18 protein-coding genes are annotated in these 20,678 nt (G+C 63.5%); 9 read left to right on the top strand and 9 right to left on the bottom strand.

Features of this window, described 5'->3' with window-relative positions:
- The first annotated feature begins 423 nt into the window (after positions 1–423).
- A complete protein-coding gene (locus HD883_RS26710; RefSeq protein WP_179589938.1) occupies positions 424–1,506 on the top strand; it encodes a sigma-54 interaction domain-containing protein in 1,083 nt (360 codons plus the stop codon).
- A gap of 83 nt (positions 1,507–1,589) precedes the next feature.
- Here the strand turns inward: HD883_RS26710 and HD883_RS26705 are convergent, their stop codons facing one another.
- Positions 1,590–3,059, bottom strand: a complete 1,470-nt coding sequence (locus tag HD883_RS26705; protein ID WP_179589940.1) for a phospholipase D-like domain-containing protein — start codon at positions 3,057–3,059, stop codon at positions 1,590–1,592.
- Between the two features lie 294 nt (positions 3,060–3,353).
- Between HD883_RS26705 and HD883_RS26700 the strand changes: the two genes are divergently transcribed.
- Positions 3,354–4,817, top strand: coding sequence for an RNA polymerase factor sigma-54 (locus HD883_RS26700; RefSeq protein WP_373563487.1), 1,464 nt, complete (start codon positions 3,354–3,356; stop codon positions 4,815–4,817).
- A 39-nt stretch (positions 4,818–4,856) separates the two neighbouring features.
- The gene (locus tag HD883_RS26695) at positions 4,857–7,001 is read left to right on the top strand and encodes an AsmA family protein (protein WP_257022699.1); all 2,145 of its coding nucleotides are present in this window, start codon (positions 4,857–4,859) and stop codon (positions 6,999–7,001) included.
- Between the two features lie 51 nt (positions 7,002–7,052).
- Here the strand turns inward: HD883_RS26695 and HD883_RS26690 are convergent, their stop codons facing one another.
- The 4 genes from HD883_RS26690 to egtD form a co-directional block, all read right to left on the bottom strand.
- Positions 7,053–7,301: a hypothetical protein gene (locus tag HD883_RS26690; protein WP_179589944.1), complete on the bottom strand. Its 249-nt coding sequence runs from the start codon at positions 7,299–7,301 to the stop codon at positions 7,053–7,055.
- Positions 7,302–7,364: 63 nt separating this feature from the next.
- Entirely contained in the window at positions 7,365–7,808 is a 444-nt protein-coding gene (locus HD883_RS26685; protein WP_179589946.1) for a response regulator, read from the bottom strand.
- Between the two features lie 75 nt (positions 7,809–7,883).
- Positions 7,884–9,236, bottom strand: coding sequence for an ergothioneine biosynthesis protein EgtB (gene egtB / locus HD883_RS26680; protein WP_218863656.1), 1,353 nt, complete (start codon positions 9,234–9,236; stop codon positions 7,884–7,886).
- The gene (gene egtD / locus HD883_RS26675) at positions 9,233–10,294 is read right to left on the bottom strand and encodes an L-histidine N(alpha)-methyltransferase (RefSeq protein ID WP_179589948.1); all 1,062 of its coding nucleotides are present in this window, start codon (positions 10,292–10,294) and stop codon (positions 9,233–9,235) included. Before egtD ends, egtB begins: the two co-directional genes overlap by 4 nt.
- Positions 10,295–10,737: 443 nt before the next feature.
- On the opposite strand from egtD, the gene HD883_RS26670 reads away from it, so the two are divergent.
- Positions 10,738–10,923, top strand: coding sequence for a hypothetical protein (locus HD883_RS26670; RefSeq protein ID WP_179589950.1), 186 nt, complete (start codon positions 10,738–10,740; stop codon positions 10,921–10,923).
- Between the two features lie 75 nt (positions 10,924–10,998).
- Here HD883_RS26670 and icd read toward each other — a convergent pair whose 3' ends face one another.
- Entirely contained in the window at positions 10,999–12,255 is a 1,257-nt protein-coding gene (gene icd, locus HD883_RS26665) for an NADP-dependent isocitrate dehydrogenase (RefSeq protein ID WP_179589951.1), read from the bottom strand.
- A 172-nt stretch (positions 12,256–12,427) separates the two neighbouring features.
- Between icd and HD883_RS26660 the strand changes: the two genes are divergently transcribed.
- Together HD883_RS26660 and HD883_RS26655 are read left to right on the top strand one after the other, a co-directional pair.
- The gene (locus HD883_RS26660) at positions 12,428–12,853 is read left to right on the top strand and encodes a DUF1841 family protein (RefSeq protein WP_179589953.1); all 426 of its coding nucleotides are present in this window, start codon (positions 12,428–12,430) and stop codon (positions 12,851–12,853) included.
- Positions 12,854–12,882: 29 nt separating this feature from the next.
- On the top strand, positions 12,883–13,842 hold the full coding sequence (locus HD883_RS26655; protein ID WP_179589955.1) for an alpha/beta hydrolase: 960 nt from the start codon (positions 12,883–12,885) through the stop codon (positions 13,840–13,842).
- A 90-nt stretch (positions 13,843–13,932) separates the two neighbouring features.
- Here HD883_RS26655 and HD883_RS26650 read toward each other — a convergent pair whose 3' ends face one another.
- The 3 genes from HD883_RS26650 to HD883_RS26640 form a co-directional block, all read right to left on the bottom strand.
- Positions 13,933–14,250 carry a hypothetical protein gene (locus HD883_RS26650; RefSeq protein ID WP_179589957.1) on the bottom strand — a complete coding sequence of 106 codons (318 nt, stop codon included), beginning with the start codon at positions 14,248–14,250 and terminating at the stop codon, positions 13,933–13,935.
- 186 nt (positions 14,251–14,436) lie between these two features.
- The gene (locus HD883_RS26645) at positions 14,437–14,802 is read right to left on the bottom strand and encodes a c-type cytochrome (protein ID WP_373563495.1); all 366 of its coding nucleotides are present in this window, start codon (positions 14,800–14,802) and stop codon (positions 14,437–14,439) included.
- Positions 14,803–14,834: 32 nt separating this feature from the next.
- The gene (locus HD883_RS26640) at positions 14,835–15,164 is read right to left on the bottom strand and encodes a c-type cytochrome (RefSeq protein WP_179589961.1); all 330 of its coding nucleotides are present in this window, start codon (positions 15,162–15,164) and stop codon (positions 14,835–14,837) included.
- Positions 15,165–15,670: 506 nt separating this feature from the next.
- On the opposite strand from HD883_RS26640, the gene HD883_RS26635 reads away from it, so the two are divergent.
- From HD883_RS26635 to HD883_RS26625, 3 genes are all read left to right on the top strand, one after another.
- Positions 15,671–16,558, top strand: coding sequence for an AAA family ATPase (locus HD883_RS26635; RefSeq protein WP_179589963.1), 888 nt, complete (start codon positions 15,671–15,673; stop codon positions 16,556–16,558).
- Between the two features lie 31 nt (positions 16,559–16,589).
- A complete protein-coding gene (locus tag HD883_RS26630) occupies positions 16,590–17,762 on the top strand; it encodes a vWA domain-containing protein (protein WP_179589965.1) in 1,173 nt (390 codons plus the stop codon).
- 64 nt (positions 17,763–17,826) lie between these two features.
- The gene (locus HD883_RS26625; protein ID WP_179589967.1) at positions 17,827–20,628 is read left to right on the top strand and encodes a M16 family metallopeptidase; all 2,802 of its coding nucleotides are present in this window, start codon (positions 17,827–17,829) and stop codon (positions 20,626–20,628) included.
- Positions 20,629–20,678 lie beyond the last annotated feature (50 nt).

Here is a 20,678-nt window from a genome sequence, read left to right as displayed (position 1 = left end):
GACCTGGACCGGACGGTCCGGGAGGTCGTGCAACAACCACCGTTTAATGACAATAAAATCCCCGCCGCCAATGCCTTGTGAGGCTTGCCGGATGCTGTCCCGGCTTGACCGCGCAAGGCCCCGCGAGTACCGGCTCGGTACTGCAGTTGGTTGGGTATATGCATCTTCCGTGCCAATTTGCGGGAACGCCGTTTTCAGCAGGGTACTGCCCGGCAGGATCTACGAATTGCCGGGCCGCTTCCCCAGCGACATCCCGTCGGATAACGTAAAATTTACACGCTTTCGTATAATTTCTCCCGACCGAGCAAGGCTTGCACGGATTGGTTACCAACACGGGCGGACCGTAACCGGGAGCGCGTTTGAGGCACCGATCAAACGGGGTACGATCAATGCACAAAACCACACTGACCAAGCAGGGACCCGATGCAATCAGGCGATGTTTCCAATCCAACCATTAATCTTCCGGCTGATGCTGCGCCAGCGTCGATTAAGCCGAGGAGTGGGACAGCGCGCGCCGCGCAGGCAGGGGCCAATGCCATTCCACAGCCCTACGGGTTGCTGTACGGCAATTCGCCGGTCATGCAGAACCTGTATCGGCAGATCGACAAGGTCGCCAAGACGGCCCTGTCGGTATTGATCGTCGGCGACAGCGGCACGGGCAAGGAACTGATCGCCAAGACGGTCCATGACAAAAGCCAGCGCAATGCCAAGGCCTTCATTCCGGTCAATTGCGGCGCGATCCCGGCTTCCTTGATCGAGGGCGAATTGTTCGGCCACGAGAAGGGCAGCTTTACGGGCGCCGTGCATCAGCACATCGGCTACTTTGAACATGCCAGCGGCGGCACGATCTTCCTGGACGAAATTACCGAGATGGCGCCCGACATGCAGATCAAGCTGCTGCGGGTGCTCGAGACCGGCACCTTTCATCGGGTGGGCGGCACGGAACAGATCGAAGTGGACGTGCGCGTGATCGCAGCGACCAACCGGGATCCACAAGTGGCGGTCAAGGACGGTCGTTTCCGTGAAGACCTGTTGTACCGGCTGGCGGTGTTTCCGATTCGGGTCCCTCCGCTGCGCGAGCGCCAGGGCGATATTGAACTGTTGGCGCAGCGCTTCCTGGACCAGTTCAACGCCGCCGAAAAGACCAGCAAGGTCTTTTCCAAACGCGCGCTGGAAGCCCTGGGCCAGCACTCGTGGAACGGCAATGTGCGCGAGCTGAAGAACACCGTGCACCGCGCGTTCATCATGGCCGACAAGGTGGTGGAACTGCCGGGCCCGACCCAGCCGCCGCGCAACAAGCGGGCGGTGCGCCGCGAAGGGTTTCTGGACGTGTGGATCGGCACGCCACTGCTCGATGCCCAGCGCGAGATCATCCTGGCCACGCTTGCCCATTTTGACGGCGACAAGCGACAGGCTGCCAGCACGTTGGGAATCAGCCTGAAGACGCTCTACAACCGCCTGGAAAGCTACAAGCCTGACGGATCGGGTGGCGGGTCGGTGGAATAAGCCGGTCAGGCGATCCGCAGTGATAACAACAAGCCCGCAGTCTATGCGGGCTTTTGTTTGTCCGAGCGTCCTGAAAGCGCCTGCTACAGCCAGCGTTCGCCAAAACGCGAAATGAATTCCATGAAGCGGTACTTGACCGGTCGGTTGTGCCATTGGGACAGGGTCACTTGTTTGGACAGGGCCACGTCGTTGTCGAACAGCGCATCCATTTGTGCGCCGAAATTGGCGCCAAGGACCACGGCGTTGATTTCATGATTCAACGTAAAGCTGCGCCAGTCAAAGTTGCTTGAGCCCGCCGTCGACCACACGCCGTCCACGACCGCCGTCTTGGCGTGCAAGAGCGCGTCATCCCGCTCGTACACCCGCACGCCGGCCTGCAGCATCTCTTCGTAGTGCGATCGGCCGGCATGGAACACGATGGACGAATCACTGAAGCCGGGCAAGATCAACGCGACGTCCACCCCCCGGCGCGCCGCGTCGCACAGGGCGGTCAGGAAGGCCGGATCCGGCACGAAGTAGGCCATCGTGATGTGGATGGACTTTTGCGCGCTGTTGATGGCGGACAGCAGGGTCAGGTAGATCGCATGGTTATCTTCGGCGCCCGGCTTGTTGACGACAATGCGGACAATCTGCGGACCTTCGTTGCGCGGAGGCGGGAAGAACTCCCGCGCTTCCAGCGGCGGCGCCTTCTGGCTGTTCCACCCGTCGATGAACACGCGTTCAATGTCGGCAACGGCAGGCCCGCGGATTTCCAGGTGGGTATCCCGCCACGGTGCGGTGGATGCCGTGGGCTTGCCCGTGCGAAGGGCTTCCTCGTCCCGCGCTTTTTGCGCGGACGATTTGCCGCTGCCAAAACGCGGGAATGAACCCGAGGCCGAACCCGACCCCGACCCGGACCCGCTGGGGCTCGACGAATACACGCTGCTGACGTTGATGCCGCCCACGTAGCCGACCCGGCCGTCCACCACCAGCACCTTGCGGTGGCTGCGTTCGTTGATCGCAAACGGCTTGGCGCTTTCCAGTGGATTGACGGGATTGAAGACGGCAACTTGCACGCCCCCAGCGCGCATGCGATCGAACAGCGTCTTCGGGACGTTCATGGTGCCGACGTCGTCGACCATGACCGCGGCCGCCACGCCCTGGCGGACCTTGTCGATCAACAGGTCGGCCAGCCGATTGCCCACCTCGTCATCTTCGAAGATATAGCTTTCCATGTGCACGTACTGGGTCGCGGCCTTGATCGCCTCGCCCATGGCCTTGTAGGTGCTGGGCCCGTCCGAAAACAGCGTGATGTGATTGCCGGTGGACAGCGGCGCGCCCGCCACGGCTTCTTCGACCTGGACGTGCCGGGCGAGGAAGTCGGCGCCGTCGCCGCGGGCGGCTACCTTCTTGATCAACTGCTGGCTGGCCTCGTAGGTGAGCCAGCCGGACTTGGAAGAAATGCGGACTGCTTGCGTGCGCTGCGTCGCGGTCTCGGGGTCGGGCAACGTCGCGCAATGCGACAGGCTGACCACGCAGGCGGCGGCGATCACGACTCGGCCTATCAATGTCATTGTTATGGCGGACGAACCGGGAGGTATGGATGAGCATGGAGAGCAAACCTCATGCCAACCTCTCCGAAAGAACAGGCCAGGCAGGGGCGCCGCGTGCCGGCCGCTGCCCGACAGCAAGCCGCGTTCCTCATTACATTCTACGTAAAACTTACCGGCGCAAATCCTGGGTGAAATGACCCGCTTGGGCTGGAGAGCGCCTGTTCATGCGGATCCGCAAAGTGGCACGAAGCTTGCAAACAAAAGACCCGTAGTCTGTTATCGCCCGCCTGGGCACCGTTATTCTGGGAGATCCACGTGGTACAAGCCACCTACGATATGCGCGCGCGACAACAGTTGTCGCTCACGCCGCGGCTGCAGCAATCGGTCAAGCTTTTGCAGATGTCCGCGCTCGAATTCACACAGGAACTACAGCAGGCCCTGGCCTCGAATCCGTTCTTGGAGGAAGACGACGAAGTCGCCCTCGAGACCGATTCGGATGGCATGCCCGTTGCGCAGGACCACAGCCTGACCGAGGTGCCCACATCGAGCGCACCCGAGGCTGACGAAGCCCCCTATTCCGCCACCAACGATACGTCGATCGAATCCGACCTGGGCAGCTATGGGTCGGAGTACGCCGGCGAACGCGGGTCGAGCAACGATGATGAAGCGCATGACATTGGCGAATGGACCAACGCGACGCTGGACCTGCGCGACCATCTGCGCCGCGAACTGTGCGGCTATCGCCTGAACGACCGCGACCGCGCATTGGCCGAGATCGTGATCGAAGCCCTGGACGATGACGGCTATCTGCGCCAGGAATTTTCTGACCTGTCCGACGTGATGGATTTCGATCCGGAGCCGACCGAAGAAGAATGGATGGTTGCCTTGACGCTGGTGCAGCAGCTGGACGGCCCTGGCATCGGGGCGCGCAATCTGGGCGAATGCCTGAAGCTGCAGATCGATGCCCTCGGTGCCGAGACTCCCGGACGCGACCTGGCCCGCCGGATCGTCACGCAGCACCTGGATCTGCTGGCGCGCCGCGAGACGGCCGAAATGAAGCGCCGCCTGACCTGCGATGAACCGGAATTGACGGCGGCGACCAAGCTGATCCGCAGCCTGGATCCCAAGCCCGGCACCCGGTATTCGCGTCAGACCACCGACCACGTCATTCCTGATGTGATCGTGCGCAAGGTCAAGGGCCGCTGGGTCATCGCGACCAATCCGGCCGTCATGCCCCGCGCTCGCCTGCACCATGCCTACGCCAACCTGTTCCGCCGCGCCCGTTGCGGCGACCGTGCGCCCATGGCGCAGGAACTGCAGGAAGCCCGCTGGCTGATGAAGAACGTCGAGCAGCGGTTCACCACCATCCAGCGGGTGGCCGAAGCCATCGTGGCGCACCAGAAAACCTTTTTCGACTACGGTGAAATCGCCATGCGCCCCCTGGTGCTGCGCAAGGTGGCGGAAGAGCTGAATCTGCACGAGTCGACCGTGTCACGCGCAACGGGCAACAAGTACATGGCGACCCCGCGCGGTGTGTTTGAATTCAAGCACTTCTTTTCGCGTGAGTTGGCAACCGACACGGGCGGCAAATGTTCCGCAGCGGCGGTCAGAGCGTTGTTAAAAGACATGATTGCGAGCGAGAACCGCGAAGATCCGCTTTCCGACGTTTCTTTGACTAAAATGCTGGCGGACCAGGGAGTGGTGGTCGCCCGCCGCACGGTCACCAAGTACCGTGGCCTCATGAAAGTGCCTCCCGCGGAGTTGCGCAAACAACTCTGAGCTTTATCAACGCGGAAGCCCCGCAACGGACGGCAATGGATGTGGGTTAAAAAAGCAGTTGCGACAGTCGTCGCCGTTCCCGTGGTCATTGTCGGTATTGCGATGGCGATCGATTGGCGGTTTCTGCGGTACCCGATCGAACGTTATGCCAGCGAGCAATTGGGAAGGCCGGTCACCCTGACCGGCTTTCACATGGCCTTGCGCCCTTTCACCACCCGACTTCAATTCGAAGGCTTGCGTATCGGCAACGTGCCCGATTCTCGCCAGCCGCAGATGGTCGCCCTCGATATTGCCGAAGTGCATCTGTCGACGTGGCGCGCCCTGCACAAACAGATCCTGGTGGAACAACTTGCACTTCGCGGCGGCGAGGTCTATCTGGCGCGCGCCAAGAACGGCGCCAACAACTGGACGCTGCCCGGCCGGGAACGCAACGACATGGATGTCGAAGCGCTGGTGCTGGATAACGCGTTGATCGACTACGACGATCGCCAGCTCGACCTGACCGCAGATATTCGAACCACCACCCTGCGCAAGCCCGACGCCAAGGGATACACCGTGCAGGCCGAATTCAACGGCTACTACGGCACGGCGCGCTACCAAGGCAAGTTCGCCACGGGCCCGGTCATTTCCTTGCGCGAAGCAGACACCCCCTTCCCTTTCCGTATCGATGGCCGCGTCGGCGCGACCCGGCTCAAGGCTGAAGGGACGATGCAGAACCTGCTGGGCGACCTGGGATTGGACGCCACGGTAGACCTGTCCGGACCGACGCTGGCCAACGTGGCGCCGTTCGTCAATATCGCCTTTCCCAATACCCCGCCGTTCGCCTACCGCGGCCGTCTGGCTCGCATCAACGGCAAATGGGATGCGACCCAGTTTGCCGCATCGCTGGGGCGCAGCGACCTGACGGGTGACCTGGCGTGGGACCCGCGCGGCGGGGCTCGCCCCAAGCTGACGGGCGACATCCATAGCCGGGTGTTCGACATTCAGGACATTGCCCCGCTGTTCGGCTGGATACCGGCCGCACCGCCGGTCATGGATCGCCCGCGTGGGGCGGCTTCCAGGACTGCGGCGTCGACCGCGGGGGCGTCCACCGCGTCGCCTTCACGCACGGCCCCGTCATCAAATACATCAACCCGGAGCAGCCCGGCCCGCAGTGCCGCCCTTGCGCGCGGCAAGCCGGAGCCGGACCGCCGTGTCCTGCCCGACTGGCAATTCGACGTGGCGCGGCTACGTGACAATGACGCCGACCTGAAAGTGGACATGGCCGTGCTGCGTTCCGGCACGGCCTGGTCTTTCGACAGCGTGGCGGGACGCGCGGTGATTGATCAGGGGCAACTGACCCTGTCACCCTTTACCGTCGGCTACGCGGGCGGACAGTTTTCGGCCAAGGTCACGTTCGATGCCCGGACCTCACCCGCCCAGGCAGCCCTGACCGGCACGCTGCAAAAAGCCCGTTATGGCCGCATGTTTGCCGATGCCGGCAGCCTGAAGCGCAGCGAAGGCATGCTGGGCGCCGACATTCGCCTGACCGGATCGGGTGACACCCTGCGTGACGTGTTGGGCAGCGCAAGCGGTGCATTCGGTCTGATCCTGGCAGGCGGCAACCTGTCGACCCTGGTGACGGACGGGTTGGCGGTCGATACAGGACCTGTACTGTCGCATCTGATCGGCCCCGACAAGCGGACCGTGCTGCGGTGCGCAGTGGCGGCGTTTGACGTACATAAAGGCATTGCCCGCACACAGACGCTGTTGGTCGACACGCCCGACGCGCGGCTGGCGGGTCAAGGCACCGTCGCATTCGCCGATGAACGCCTGGACTTGCGGCTGGCGCCGGTGGTGAAAGACGTGCAGAAAGACCCGGCGCGTGACGGCGGCAAGGAGCCTGGCAAGGAAACGGTTCGGGAAGCGGCGCCTGCCGTGGCGCGCTCGCCGGTTGCCATTACCGGCACGTTTGCCTATCCGGACGTCCGGGCCGACAGGCCTGGGGCGGTCGGGGCGACGACTACCGCGATGGGTGCGGGCGTGGGCGCAGGTGGAGCAGGCGCGCCCGGCATGTCCGGGGTGTCGATGGCGACCGCACTGGTGCCGCTGGTGGACACCGGGTACGGTCGCGACGCCAACTGCGGCGCGGTGCTGGGTCAGGAGGTCGAGTCACCATCCGGACGGCGCGGCCGCACGCGTTGACAAAACAAAGCGGGCCTCTTTCGAGGCCCGCCTGTTCAGGGTCAGGCGATGTCAGTCCTTTGTCGCCTCATTGGGCGGGACCGTGTCGCGGCGCTGACCCCGCGAACCATGCAGGTCGGTATCTTCCTGCCCCGACTGCACATCGTCGTACGCCTGCTTCATGATGCCGCGCGGATCACTTTGCTGGCTGTGGTCGGATTCGTCGTGCTCGTGCGGCAACTTGGGGCGCGCTTCACCCTTGTGGTCTTGCGTGACGGTATTGCCGGGCTGCGCTTTGGTATTGGGTTTGTCGTCAGTCATGTGATTCGCCTCGCAGTAAGAATCGGATAGGTACGCATGCTGTGGTGCAAGCTTCGTACCAGCTCATCCTGCCGCAGACGCGTTGCGCGCATCGCGATGCCGCGCGGCCTCGGCAATCACGGCCTTCAACTGGTCCGGGCCGACCGGCTTGACCAGATGCCGTGCATAACCACACTGCGCGGTGCGCTCCCGTTCGGCATCGCCGCTGAAGCCTGACAACGCCGCCATGTACGGCAGCGGGAAATCCGGGTGCGACGCCACATGGGCCTGCACGCGCTTGCCGGCCTCATAGCCATCGACGACCGGCAAGGACAGATCCATCAACACCAGATCGGGCTCCCAGGCAACGATCGTGTCGATCGCCTGCTGGCCGTCGAAACTCGTCTTGACGTCGTGTCCGAAGACCTCGAGCAGGATACCGAGCGCCTCGGCCGCGTCCATATGGTCGTCGACCACCAGGACCCGCAGACCGGTGACGGGATCAGAAGAGGCAGGCGTAAGGGACATCAGTGAACATTCCAAAAATCGGGGGGTGGATATGGGGCGATCCCGAGGCGCACGCGCCGGCAGGATCGCCTGGCATCAACGCGCCAGGCGCAGTCCCGAGAACTGCCAGCGCGCGCCAGTAGGAAAGAAATTGCGGTACGTGCCGCGGATGTGGCTGCGCGGCGTGGCACACGAGCCGCCCCGCAACACCATCTGGTTGATCATGAATTTGCCGTTGTATTCGCCGACAGCGCCCTCGGCAATCCGGAAGCCCGGATACGGCAGATAGGCGCTTTGTGTCCACTCCCAGACGCCGCCAAACAGCCCCTGAAAGCCGGTGGACCTATCGGCATGGGCTGCCGACAGCGCGGTCGGGTGGAAGTGATTGTCTTCGGCAAAGTCGCCTTGGGCGGTCGCCGGGTCAACACCGGCCGCGGCAGCCTCCCATTCCTGCTCGGTCGGCAGGCGCGCGCCAGCCCAACGGGCGTAGGCATCCGCCTCGAAATAGCTCAGGTGGCACACCGGCGCGTTGCCGTCGATCGCCGACAGGCCTTGTGCCGTGAAAGCCAGCCAGGAGCCTTCCTGCTCGACCCAGTACAGCGGCGCTTGCCAGCCTTCGCGCTGGCACACATCCCAGCCTTCGGACAGCCAGAATTCGGGCGACCGGTAGCCGCCAGCCTGAATGAACGCCAGGTAATCGGCGTTATTGACCGGGCGGTCCGCCAGCGCGTAGGGCTGCAGAAAATACGGATGGCGCGGCCGTTCGTTATCGAAGGAAAAACCGTCGGCCTGACTGCCGATATCGACCAGGCCACCGAGCTGGTCGATGAAGCGGATGGGGGCGCAGGCAGCCACGGAAGTCCCCACGGGCGCTGCCACCGAGCCGCCGGCTGCGATGCCGATGACGCCGTCCCGCGAACTGCCTTGCACGGGCCGATAGGCCGGATAGGCAGGGTTGCGCGAAAAGTGATGCTTCAGGTCGGTGACCATCAGCTCTTGGTGCTGCTGCTGGTGATGGATGCCGAGTTCGATCAGGTCGAGCGCGTCGTCGGACAGCACGGTCGTCTCCATCCAGTCGAACAACTGCTGATGCACCGCATACTGGTAGGCCAGTACCCGGTCCAGCGGCGGCCGCGACAACATGCCGCGTTCCGCGCGGGGATGCCGGGCGCCCACACCCACATAGTAGGAATTGAACAGCTCGCGAAATGCCGGATCGAACGGGGCGAATTCGGCGCGGCCGGTTTCCAGCAGGAAGGTTTCGAAGAACCAGGTGACGTGACCCACATGCCACTTGAGCGGGCTCGCGTCCTGCATGGACTGCAGCATGCAGTCTTCGGGGCTCAGGCCGTCCAGCAGATGCAAGGTGGCCGCACTGACTTGCCGCACCGACGCCAGCAGGCTTTCCTGGCGCGCGCCCATCCGCTGGGGCTGGGGCAATGCGCTCATGCGCTTGCCAGGAACACGCCGAACCACGACTGGGGATCGGTCCACATCTTGTGACGGGTAAAGCCCGCGCGCTGCAGAACGGTCACGAACTGCTCGGGGGTGTACTTGTACGAATGTTCCGTGACGATGGGCTCACCTTCTTCAAAGGTGCGGATCTCGCCACCCATGCGCACGAACTGTTTGCTGTTGGCCACCAGGCGCATCTCGATGCACCCGCGCACTTCGTCGAACCGGGCCTGATGCGAAAAGTTTTCGGTGCGGAAATCGCTGCCCAAAACCTTGTTGGCGACCCGCAGCACATTCTTGTTGAACGCGGCCGTGACACCCAGGCCATCGGCATAGGCGCGCTTCATGATCGCCGGATCTTTCCGCAAGTCCACGCACACCAGCAGGCCGCCCTGGCTGCCCAGGTGGCTCCGCACGGATTCCAGCATGGTCACGGCCGAATCCGGCGCGAAGTTGCCGATCGACGATCCGGGGTAGAAGAACAGCGGTGGCCGGGCTTCGACGTCGCCCAGCAAGGCATGCATGTCGAAGCCCCGCGTAAAGTCGGCGCCCTGCGCCAGGCATTCGATATCGGGAAAACGGCGGCCCACGGCGGCCACGGACTGCTCGATCCATTCGGCGGCGATGTCCACGCCGATGAACCGGCTGGCGTCCACGTGTTCCAGCCACGTGCGCGACTTGGCGCAGTCACCGCAACCAAGATCGATCCACTGCGCGGCCCGAGGCACATGCGACGCGATATCGGTGCGGTACATCTCGAAGATGGCGCGCTCGGTCCGGGTCGGGTAGTACTCATCCAGCTCGCAGATGGCGTTGAACAGCACACAGCCCTGCGTGTCGTAAAGGAACTTGGGGTCGATCGTGGCCGACCGTTTGAGCAGGCCGGCCCGCAGTTCCGCTGCGCGCATGGCGTCCGCGGACATTTCGGGCAACTGCGGCGACACCTGAGGCGCCGGGGCACGGTCGACCATCCGGGACCGCGACAGGGCCACTGCGGGTCCCGTATCGCCGCCCGCAGCGGAGCGCGCCGACGCTTCTAGCGTTGTAAACATGTAGTCATTCCTTGGACACAGCCCACGGCCGTCTCATGCTTTAGCAAAACCAATGCCTGCTTGAGGCATGACTGGCACCCATCTTGCGTTGATGAGCTTCCACTCACTCGAAACCTGTAGGACTCCCTATGAAGATGATCATTCTGTGGTTGCTTGGCGTGCCGTTTGGATTGTTGATCCTGCTCAAGATCTTCGGGATCCTGTAAGGCACAGCTCGCGCGGCATGCATAAGAATATACATGCTTGCATGTAATTTTTACGCATGCCCGTCGGGGGTGCCATTGTTGCTCGCCGGGCGGAAAGGCGGGCAGTAGGGAACATTCGGATAGGATTGGGTTTACAGGCTGGGGTTTACAGGCTGTTACCGACGAAAGTCGGCGTACTGCGGAGCAAAACGGCAGGAACCCACGTCCAAGCTCTATCCCTTGAGACGAGGTGGGGTCATGAAATCCGTTCTGTCGCTGGCTTTGGCTGGCATTGCGTTGGCAACCACACTGTCGGGTTGCGTGGTGGCGCCCTATGAACCGCGCGCCGTCTATGTGCGCCCGGCCCCGGTGATCGTGGCGCCCGCGCCGCCGGTGTACTACTACGGCTATGGCCGGGGCTATCACCGCGGGTACTACCGCTGACCGTGCGACGGTCAGCGCGTAATGACGACGGCTGACTGGCGGGGATCGGGTCCTCGCCAGTCAGGTCGGCAGTTCCTACATGCGCTCGATCATCGATGCGCCAAATCCTGAGCACGACACCTGGGTGGCGCCCTCCATCTGGCGCGCGAAGTCGTACGTGACACGCTTGTCGAGAATGCAGCGTTCCATGGAACGGATGATCAGGTCTGCCGCTTCGGACCAGCCCAGATGACGCAGCATCATTTCGGCCGACAGGATTTCCGATCCTGGATTGACGTAATCCTTGCCGGCATACTTGGCCGACGTGCCGTGGGTCGCTTCGAACACGGCGACGGAATCGCTCATGTTCGCGCCCGGCGCAATATTGGCGCCGCCCACCTGCGCAGCCAGCGCGGACGACAGGTAGTCGCCGTTCAGGTTCAGGGTGGCGATGACGTCGAATTCCACCGGCCGCGTGACCATCAGCTGCGAGAAGCTGTCCATCAGGCAATCCTTGACGATCAGGTCGCGGCCCGTCCGGGGATTGCGAATGCGGCAGAAGGGACCGTTGTCGATCACCTCGGCGCCGAATTCCGCCTTGGCCAGGGCATAACCCCAGTCGCGGAACGCACCTTCGGTAAACCGCATGATGTTGCCCTTGTGCACCAGAGTGACCGACCGGCGGTCGTGGTCCAGCGCGTACTGGATTGCGCGGCGCACCAGGCGTTCGGTGCCTTCGCGGGACACAGGCTTGATGCCGATGCCCGACGTTTCCGGAAAACGGATGTTCGTTGCGCCCAGCCTGGTCTGCAGGTATTCGATCAGCGCCTGCGCGTCGGGCGTGTCGGCGGCGTATTCGATGCCCGCATAGGTGTCTTCGGAATTCTCGCGGAAGATGACCATATTGGTCTTTTCCGGGCGCGTGAGCGGCGACGGGACGCCCCGCAGATAGCGCACCGGCCGCAGGCAGACGTACAAGTCCAGCTTCTGGCGCAGCGCCACGTTCAGCGACCGGTAGGCGCCCGTGGGCGGCGTGCCGAGCGGGCCCTTGATCGCGACGGCCACGTCACGCAGTGCGTCGACCGTTTCGTCAGGCAACCAGACGCCGTCGCCATACAGGGCAGTCGCCTTCCGGCCGGCATAGATTTCCATCCAGTGGATGCTGCGCGCGCCGCCATAGGCCTTGGCCACCGCGGCATCGACCACCGTGATCATGACCGGGGTGATGTCGACGCCCGTGCCGTCGCCTTCGATGTACGCGATGATGGGCTGGTCCGGCACGGTCAGGGTGCGGTCGGCATTGACGGTGATTTTCTGGCCTTCGGCCGGGACGTGGATGTGCTGATAGGACATGCGTTTGTCTTTCCGAGCGGACATTTGGAGCAGTGCCGGCGAAGACCGGCGGCGCGCAGGCGAGGATTATCGCGTATTCATGGCGCCAGCGCCACGTTGGCCCCGTCCTTACGAGGGAGAGCCACCTTCCTGCATGCCTTGTGAACCCTGCAACCAGTACAATATATCGATCATGTTCAATCCCTCTCGCGATCAGGTTCGGCAGTTTTTCGTGGATGCGTGGCGCAAGCAACGCGCCAATGAAATCCTCACGCCGCTAGAAGCCCAGGCGCTCGACTGGATCCTCGAGCACCCCGAATATCACGGGGACCTCGAAAACGTCGAGGCGCTGACCGCCGACTACAGCGTCGACGCCGGCCGCACCAATCCTTTCCTGCACCTGTCGATGCATCTGGCGATTGCCGAGCAGCTGTCGATCGACCATCCCCCCGGTATTCGTGCGGCCTACCAGTCGCTGGCGCAGCGCACCGATGCCCACCAGGCGGCCCATGAAGTCATGGAATGCCTGGGCCAGGTGGTGTGGGAGTCCCAGCGGCTGGGCACGCCGCTCGATACCGAAGCCTATATCGATCTCATCAAGCAACGCGCCAGCCGCTGACGACCGTGCGCACCAGGAAACCTGCCCCCATGCTTTCGACGATCCAACGTTTCCTGCTGCTGGCCTGCGGCTCGCTGCTGGCGCTGCAGGTGCACGCCGCGCCCGCCGACGACGCGCCCTATACCGTGCCTCGTTCGATGGTCGAAACGGTCACGACCAAATCCGCGCAACAGTACAAGATCATGGTGTCCTGGCCGGAAGGCAAGGCGCCGGCATCGGGCTGGCCCGTGATGTACCTGCTGGACGGCAGCCATTACTTTGCGATGGCGACCGATATGCTGCGCAACCAAGTGTGTGCCTACCCCTGTCCGCTTGAGGCGGGCGTGGTGGTGGCCATCGGCTATCCGGACCGAAGCCGTCGTGAATACGATTTCACGCCCAAGGCCCCGCCGGGCCCGCCCGAAATGCGGCTGGACGGCACGCCCTACCCGGTCGTGGAATACGGCGGCGCCGACCCTTTCCTGGACTTTATTGAATCGGACCTGAAGCCGCGGATCGAAAGCCGTTTCCGGATCGACCGTACCCGGCAGACGCTGTTCGGGCATTCGTACGGCGGCCTGTTCGTGCTGCATACCCTGTACACGCGGCCCCAGGCGTTCTCGACCTATGTGGCGTCCAGCCCGTCGATCTGGTGGAACAACCGGTTCATTGAAAAAGAAGAACAGGCCTTTACCCGCAAGGTGAACGCGACCGCCCTGCCCCGGGAAACGCGCCTGCTGATCGGCGTCGGGGAAGGCGAGCAGACCCTGTTGCAACGCGAATTGCGCGGGTCGGCTACGGAAACCGGCAACCTGGAATGGCGCCGTGGCCGCCGTCGTATGGTCGACAGCACCCGGGAACTGGCCGAACGGCTGGAAGAGCTGTCGTCGCGCAACCTGGTGGCCATGCACCGCACGTTCGACAATGAAAGCCATGTGTCCGTGCCGTCGGTGGCGCTGTCAACGGCAGTGTCGATGGCGTTCGGGATCCGGCCGACCGATCCCAAGTAAACCCGTCTCGGCCGGCCCGGCTGAACGAAAAAAAGCCCCCGCCAGCGTCGTGCTGGCGGGGGCTTTTTCATGGAACTACGACGACAGGGATTATTCGTCCATCGAACTGCGGTTGCCGCGGTTGATGTCCTTGAAGGGCGAACCGGCGTGCGGCAGGGTCGCATCTTCTTCGATGTTTGGATCACCCGGCTCGGCGCTGGCGTGCGTCCTGGGGTGATTCGCACCCGTCACAGGCGTGGTCCCCACAGGCGTCGTACCCACAGGGGTCGTACCCACGGGGGTCGTACCGACAGGCGTGGTGCCCGTCACCGGCGCCGTGGACACGGTCGAACCCGCCGTCTGTCCTTTCAGGTCGCGATTGGCAATGGCCGATTCTTCCGGGGTCAGGGCAGTGGATTTCTGGGTCATGGTGTTCTCCTGGGTTTTTACAGTCCTGCCCTGGAAGCCGCAAGGACCATTCCCGGCTCGACCATAAGCCCTGTGTACGCCCTGCATGCCGTGTTGGCGCTGTGCCTGCCGCATCCAAAAAAAAAGGGAGCCCGAAAGCTCCCTTTTTTACCGATGCCAGCCCGGACGCCGTCCGAAGGCGTGCCCTTACTTGCGCACCGCCAGGTTGCCCGGCAGGCTGGCCAGGTAAGCGGCCACGTCTTCAATGTCCTTGTCGGAAAGCTGAACGGCAAAGGCGCCCATGATGGCGTTCTTGCGCACGTTGGCGCTGGGCGCCGCATTGCTCTGGCCGCGCTGGTAGGCCTTCAAGGCATGCTTGAGGTAGTCCGGATGCTGACCGGCCAGTTGCGGATAGCTGGGGTCGATCGACGTCTTGGCGTCGGCGCCATGGCAGGACGCACAGTTCACGCGTTCGAACACGGCCTTGCCGGCCGCCACGCTGCCCGCAGCCTGCGCGCCAGTCGACAGGATGGCCAATGCGGCGCCCGCGGCGCCCAGCGACAGCGACTTGATGAGGGGGGTGAGGAAAGTCATGATACCGGGTCTCATTTCAGGTTCGCGTAATAAGCCGCCACGTCGGCGATGTCCTGATCGGACAGGCTCTTGGCAATACCCACCATCGACGGATGCGTGCGCGCGCCCGACGCGTATTCCTTCAGGGCGGCTTCGATGTACTTGGCGTTCTGCCCGGCAATCATCGGAACGCTGTAGACCTCGGGAAAGCTGGCGCGATAACCCTTGATGCCGTGGCAGCCGATGCACATCGACACCTTCTGGCGGGCGGCGTCGGCATTGCCGGTCACGGGCGCGGCGGGCGCCTGCGCCGCAGCCGGACCCGCCATCGCACAGGCGGCCATGGCCAGCACGACAGGCATTGCCCGCTGTGCGATGGCGGACCATCCATGCCCATTTTGCAGCGGCAACCGCCCTGCTCCCAACACGCTCGTTATGCTGAACTTCATTCGACGGCTCTATCAGAATCGATGTAAATCCCGCTAACGGCCTTGGCTGGACAACGCTGACGGCTACGGGGCGCTGGGATGTCGGCAATGCCTGTGGCCGGGAGCGGCAGGCGGGAAGTCCTGCGAGCCGGAACCGGGCTGACCCGGTCGACACGAGGGTGTCGCTCCTGTCTCGTTCTATGGCGGCGCCAAGGTATCCCCCCCGAGGTGCCCGCGGCATCCGCCCGTGCCGCTGTCGCGTCATGGCTCGGAAGCTGCTTATGCCTTTCTACTTTATAACGCCGGATGATACATCACTCCACTGCTTTATCCGCCACCTTGCCCAGTGCAGAGCGACCCGGCGCGCCGATCCGCTATGCTCATGTCTGCCCCGCACGGCACGCCGTGCCCTGCCATGCCTTAGCCTACGGACGGATTCCATGCCTGACCAGACGCCGCAGAAAGCCGACGCCCCTACCCCCCGTTTTGCCGGCACCGACAGTTATGTCGCCACGCAAGACCTGACCCTGGCGGTCAATGCGGCGCTGACGCTGCAGCGCCCGCTGCTGATCAAGGGCGAGCCCGGCACGGGTAAGACGATGCTGGCCGAAGAGGTGGCGCGCGCATTGGACCGGCCGCTGTTGCAGTGGCACATCAAATCGACCACCAAGGCCCACCAGGGCCTGTATGAATACGACGCGGTGTCGCGGCTGCGCGACTCGCAGCTGGGCGATGAGCGCGTGCGCGTGATCGACAACTACATCGTGCGTGGCGTGCTGTGGCAGGCATTCACGGCCGATGAGCCCGTGGTGCTGCTGATCGACGAAATCGACAAGGCCGACATCGAATTCCCGAACGATCTGCTGCGTGAACTCGATCGCATGGAATTTTTTGTGTACGAGACGCAGCAGATGGTGCGCGCGGTGCATCGCCCGCTGGTGATCATCACGTCCAACAATGAAAAGGACCTGCCCGACGCTTTCCTGCGCCGCTGCTTCTTTCACTACATCCGCTTCCCCGACGAGGCCACCATGCAGGCCATTGTCGACGTGCACTTCCCGGGTCTGAAAAAGTCGCTGCTCGAAGCCGCCCTGGCCACCTTCTACCAACTGCGCGACGTGCCCGGGCTGAAGAAAAAGCCGTCCACGTCCGAACTGCTGGACTGGCTGAAACTGCTGCTGGCCGAAGACATTCCGCCCGAAGCGCTGCGCAGCCAGGACCGTGACGCGATCGTGCCGCCGCTGCATGGCGCGCTGCTGAAAAACGAGCAGGACGTGCACCTGTTCGAACGGCTGGTCGCGATGGCGCGATCGGGCCGGCGCGGCTGAAGCGCATCGACGCCGACGCCGGAGGGCTCGCATGCTGATCGACTTTTTCTACCACCTGCGCAAGCACCAATTGCCGGTGTCGATACGCGAATTCCTGAGCCTCCTTGAAGCGCTCAAGGCCCAGGTGATTCCGCCGTCGCTGGACGAGTTCTACCTGCTTGCGCGCATCGTGCTGGTCAAGGACGAAAGCCTGTTCGACCGGTATGACCTGGCCTTTGCCAGCTACACCCGCGCGATCGACGCCGCCTTTCCGCCGGGCAAGGACATTCCGCTGGAATGGATGCTGCGCAACCTGGCGCGCGACCTGTCGCCCGAAGACAAGGCCGCCATCGAAAAGCTGGGCTGGGACAAGCTGATGGAAGAATTCCAGAAGCGGCTGAAAGAACAGAAGGAACGCCACGAAGGCGGCAGCAAGTGGATAGGCACGGGCGGCACATCGCCGTTTGGCAGCGGCGGGTATCACCCCGAGGGCATCCGCATTGGCGACGAATCGTCGGGCAATCGCACGGCAGTCAAGGCCTGGGATCAGCGCAGCTACAAGGACTACGACGACACCGTCGAAATCGGCACGCGCAACATCAAGGTGGCGCTGCGCCGGCTGCGGCGCTTTGCGCGCCAGGGCGCCGACATGGAACTGGACCTGGATGACACCATCCGCCAGACCGCCCGCAACGCCGGCTACCTGGACATCCGCATGGTGCCCGAGCGGCACAATGCCGTGAAGGTGCTGATGCTCCTGGATGTGGGCGGCACCATGGACGGCCACATTGCGCGGATCGAAGAACTGTTTTCGGCAGCGCGCAGCGAATTCAAGCACCTGGAAGTCTATTACTTCCACAACTGCCTGTACGACTTCGTGTGGCGCGACAACCGGCGACGCCATGCCGAACGCATTCCCACCTGGGACGTGCTGCGGACCTATAACGCGGACTGGCGGGTGATCTTCGTGGGCGACGCCACCATGAGTCCCTACGAAATCCTGCAACCGGGCGGCTCGGTCGAATTCAACAATCCCGAAGCGGGCGCCGTGTGGCTGCAGCGGGTGGCGTCCGCGTTTCCCAAAAGCATCTGGCTCAATCCGGAACCGGAAAGCCTGTGGCCGTATCGGCAATCGATCGACATCATCCGCAAGCTGATGCAGAACCGCATGTTCGGTGTGACACTGGGCGGTCTTGAACAGGCCATGCGCCTGCTGTCGAAATGATCGGGCCGAACCAAACCGGCCGCCTCGACTCCAACCTTTCTTTTCACTTCTCTATCGGGCATCCATGAGTGCATCGTCACCGCGTCATCTTGCTTCCCGCCACCTGGCTTCGTTAACCCTGCTTCGGCTGGCTGCCGCGGCCGTGGTCGTGCCTGCCGCCGCGTTTACCGCGCCCAGCGTGCTGGCCGCCCAGTCCGGGCCGGCGCTGCCCAAGGGCATGACGCGCGTGACGTCGGTCGAAGGCATTACCGAATACCGCTTGCAGAATGGCCTGCGCGTGCTGCTGGCGCCCGATGCATCCAAGCCGACCACCACGGTGAACATGACCTATATGGTGGGCTCGCGCCACGAGAACTACGGCGAGACCGGCATGGCCCACCTGCTGGAGCACATGCTGTTCAAGGGCACCCCCACGCTGCGCAACGCGCTGGGTGAATTTTCGCGCCGCGGCCTGCGCGCCAACGGCAGCACCTGGACCGACCGCACCAATTACTTCGCCAGCTTTGCCGCGAATGAAGACAACCTGGAGTGGTATCTGGGCTGGCAAGCCGACGCCATGGTCAATTCGCTGATTGCGCGCAAGGACCTGGACACCGAAATGACGGTGGTCCGCAACGAAATGGAAAGCGGCGAGAACAATCCTTTCCGCATTCTCATGAGCAAGATGAACGCCGTGGCCTACCAGTGGCACAACTACGGCAAGTCGACCATCGGCGCCCGGTCCGATGTCGAGAACGTCGACATCAGCCGCCTGCAGGCGTTCTATCGCACCTACTACCAGCCAGACAACGCCGTGCTGATCGTGTCGGGCGCGTTCGACCCGGCCAAGACGCTGACATCGATCTCGCGCACCTTCGGCAAGCTGCCCAAGCCCAAACGCGCCCTGCCCCCGCTTTACACCGTTGAACCGGTACAGGACGGCGAACGCAGCATCACCCTGCGCCGCACGGGCGGCACACCGCTGGTGGCCGCGCTCTACCACGTGCCGCAGGGCAGCCATCCGGACGCCACCGCCGTCGACCTGTTGTCGGGCATCCTGGGCGACAACCCGTCGGGCCGTCTGTACAAGAACCTGGTGGAATCGCGCCTGGCCGCCGCCACCTTTGGCTTTACGTTCGACTCGCACGATCCCGGCACCGTCATGTTCGGCGCGCAGCTGGCCAGCCCCGCGCAGCAGGATGCCGCGCGCGAAGCCATGCTCAAGACGCTGGAGTCGATCAAGACCGAACCCATCACCGAAGAAGAACTGGAACGCGCGCGCACCAAGTGGCTGAAGGACTGGGACGCCGCCTACAGCGATCCGCAAAAGGTGGGCGTGTCCCTGTCGGAATCGATCGCGATCGGCGACTGGCGCACCTTCTTCCTGGCTCGCGACCGCGTCCGCGCGATCAAGCTTGCCGACGTGCAGCGCGTGGCCGAAAGCTATCTGCTGCAATCGAATCGGACGCTGGGCGCCTATGTGCCGACCGACGCGCCGCAGCGCGCGCCGGCACCGAAGGCCTTCGATCTGGATAAGGAATTGAACGGATATACCGGTGACAAGGACTACGCGCAGGCCGAGGCCTTTGACCCGACGCCGGCCAACCTGGATGCGCGCACGCAGCGCAAGACGCTGGACCTGCCGAACGGTCCGGTGCAACTGGCCTTGCTGGAAAAGTCCACGCGTGGACGCGTTGTCAACGCACGGCTGTCGCTGCAGTTCGGCGACGCCGACAGCCTGAAAGGGAAGATGGACGTCTCGCGCGCCGTGTCGGCGCTGGTGTATCGCGGCACGCCGACCCTGACGCGCCAGCAGATCGACGACAAGTTCGATGCCCTGCGCACCGACGTCAGCTTTGCTGGCAGCGGTACCGACCTGAGCGTGAACATCACCACCACGCGTGACAACCTGGCGCCTGCCGTGGCACTGGTCATGGACATCCTGCGCAACGCCAGTTTCCCGGAAGCGCAGCTGGACGAATACCAGCGCGGCGAACTGGCATCGATCGAAGACGACCGCCAGGAACCCGACGAAGTCGCGCGCCGCACGCTGGCCCGTCACGGCAATCCGTGGCCGGCGGGTGACGTGCGCTATGTGCAGACCTTCGAAGAAAAAGCGGCGGCCATCAACGGCCTGAAGCGCGAGGATCTGGTTGCGTTCTACAACCAGTTCTACGGCGCCGGAAAAGTTCGCTTCGTGGCAGTGGGCGACTTCGATGGCAAGGCGGTCGAACAGTCATTGACCAAGGGCCTGGAAGGCTGGAAGACCGCGCCGTCCTACACCCGCGTGTCGGACCCGTTCCACCCTGTCGAGCCCAAGCAGTTCGACCTGCCGCTGCCCGACAAGGCCAATGCCTTCTACGCCGCCACGATGCCCATGCCGGTGCAGGACACCAACGCCGACTATCCGGCGCTGTATGTCGCCAACTACCTGCTGGGCACGTCCGAAACGTCACGGCTCTGGACTCGCGTGCGCGAAAAGGAAGGCCTGTCTTACAACGTGCGCAGCGCATTGAATGTCTCGTTGTATGAACCGACGGCCGACTGGACCGTGTACGCCATCTACGCGCCAAGCAATCGCGCCAAGCTCGAAACCGCCATCAAGGAAGAACTGGCGCGCGCGGCCAAGGACGGCTTTACCGACGCGGAAGTCAAGGACGGCATTGCGTCGATCATGAGTCTGCGCAAGCTGACCCGGGCGCAGGACCGCGCCGTGGTCCGCACCTGGGCCGAGTACCTGGAACTGGGCCGCACGTTTGCGTTCTCGGCCGACCTGGACCGCAAGATGCAGGCGCTGACGACCGACCAGGTCAATACCGTCCTGCGGAAATACCTCAAGCCGGAAGCCTTCAGTTCGGCGGCGGCGGGAGATTTCCGGGCCAAGTAGGCATGTAGCGGCTGCTTCATCAAGGCAGCCTGACGACACCGGGCGCGCAG

The sequence above is a fragment of the Pigmentiphaga litoralis genome (assembly GCF_013408655.1).
Classification (GTDB): domain Bacteria; phylum Pseudomonadota; class Gammaproteobacteria; order Burkholderiales; family Burkholderiaceae_B; genus Pigmentiphaga; species Pigmentiphaga litoralis_A.
Note: the sequence above shows the minus strand (reverse complement) of the source record. Positions and strands in the feature narration are given on the sequence as shown.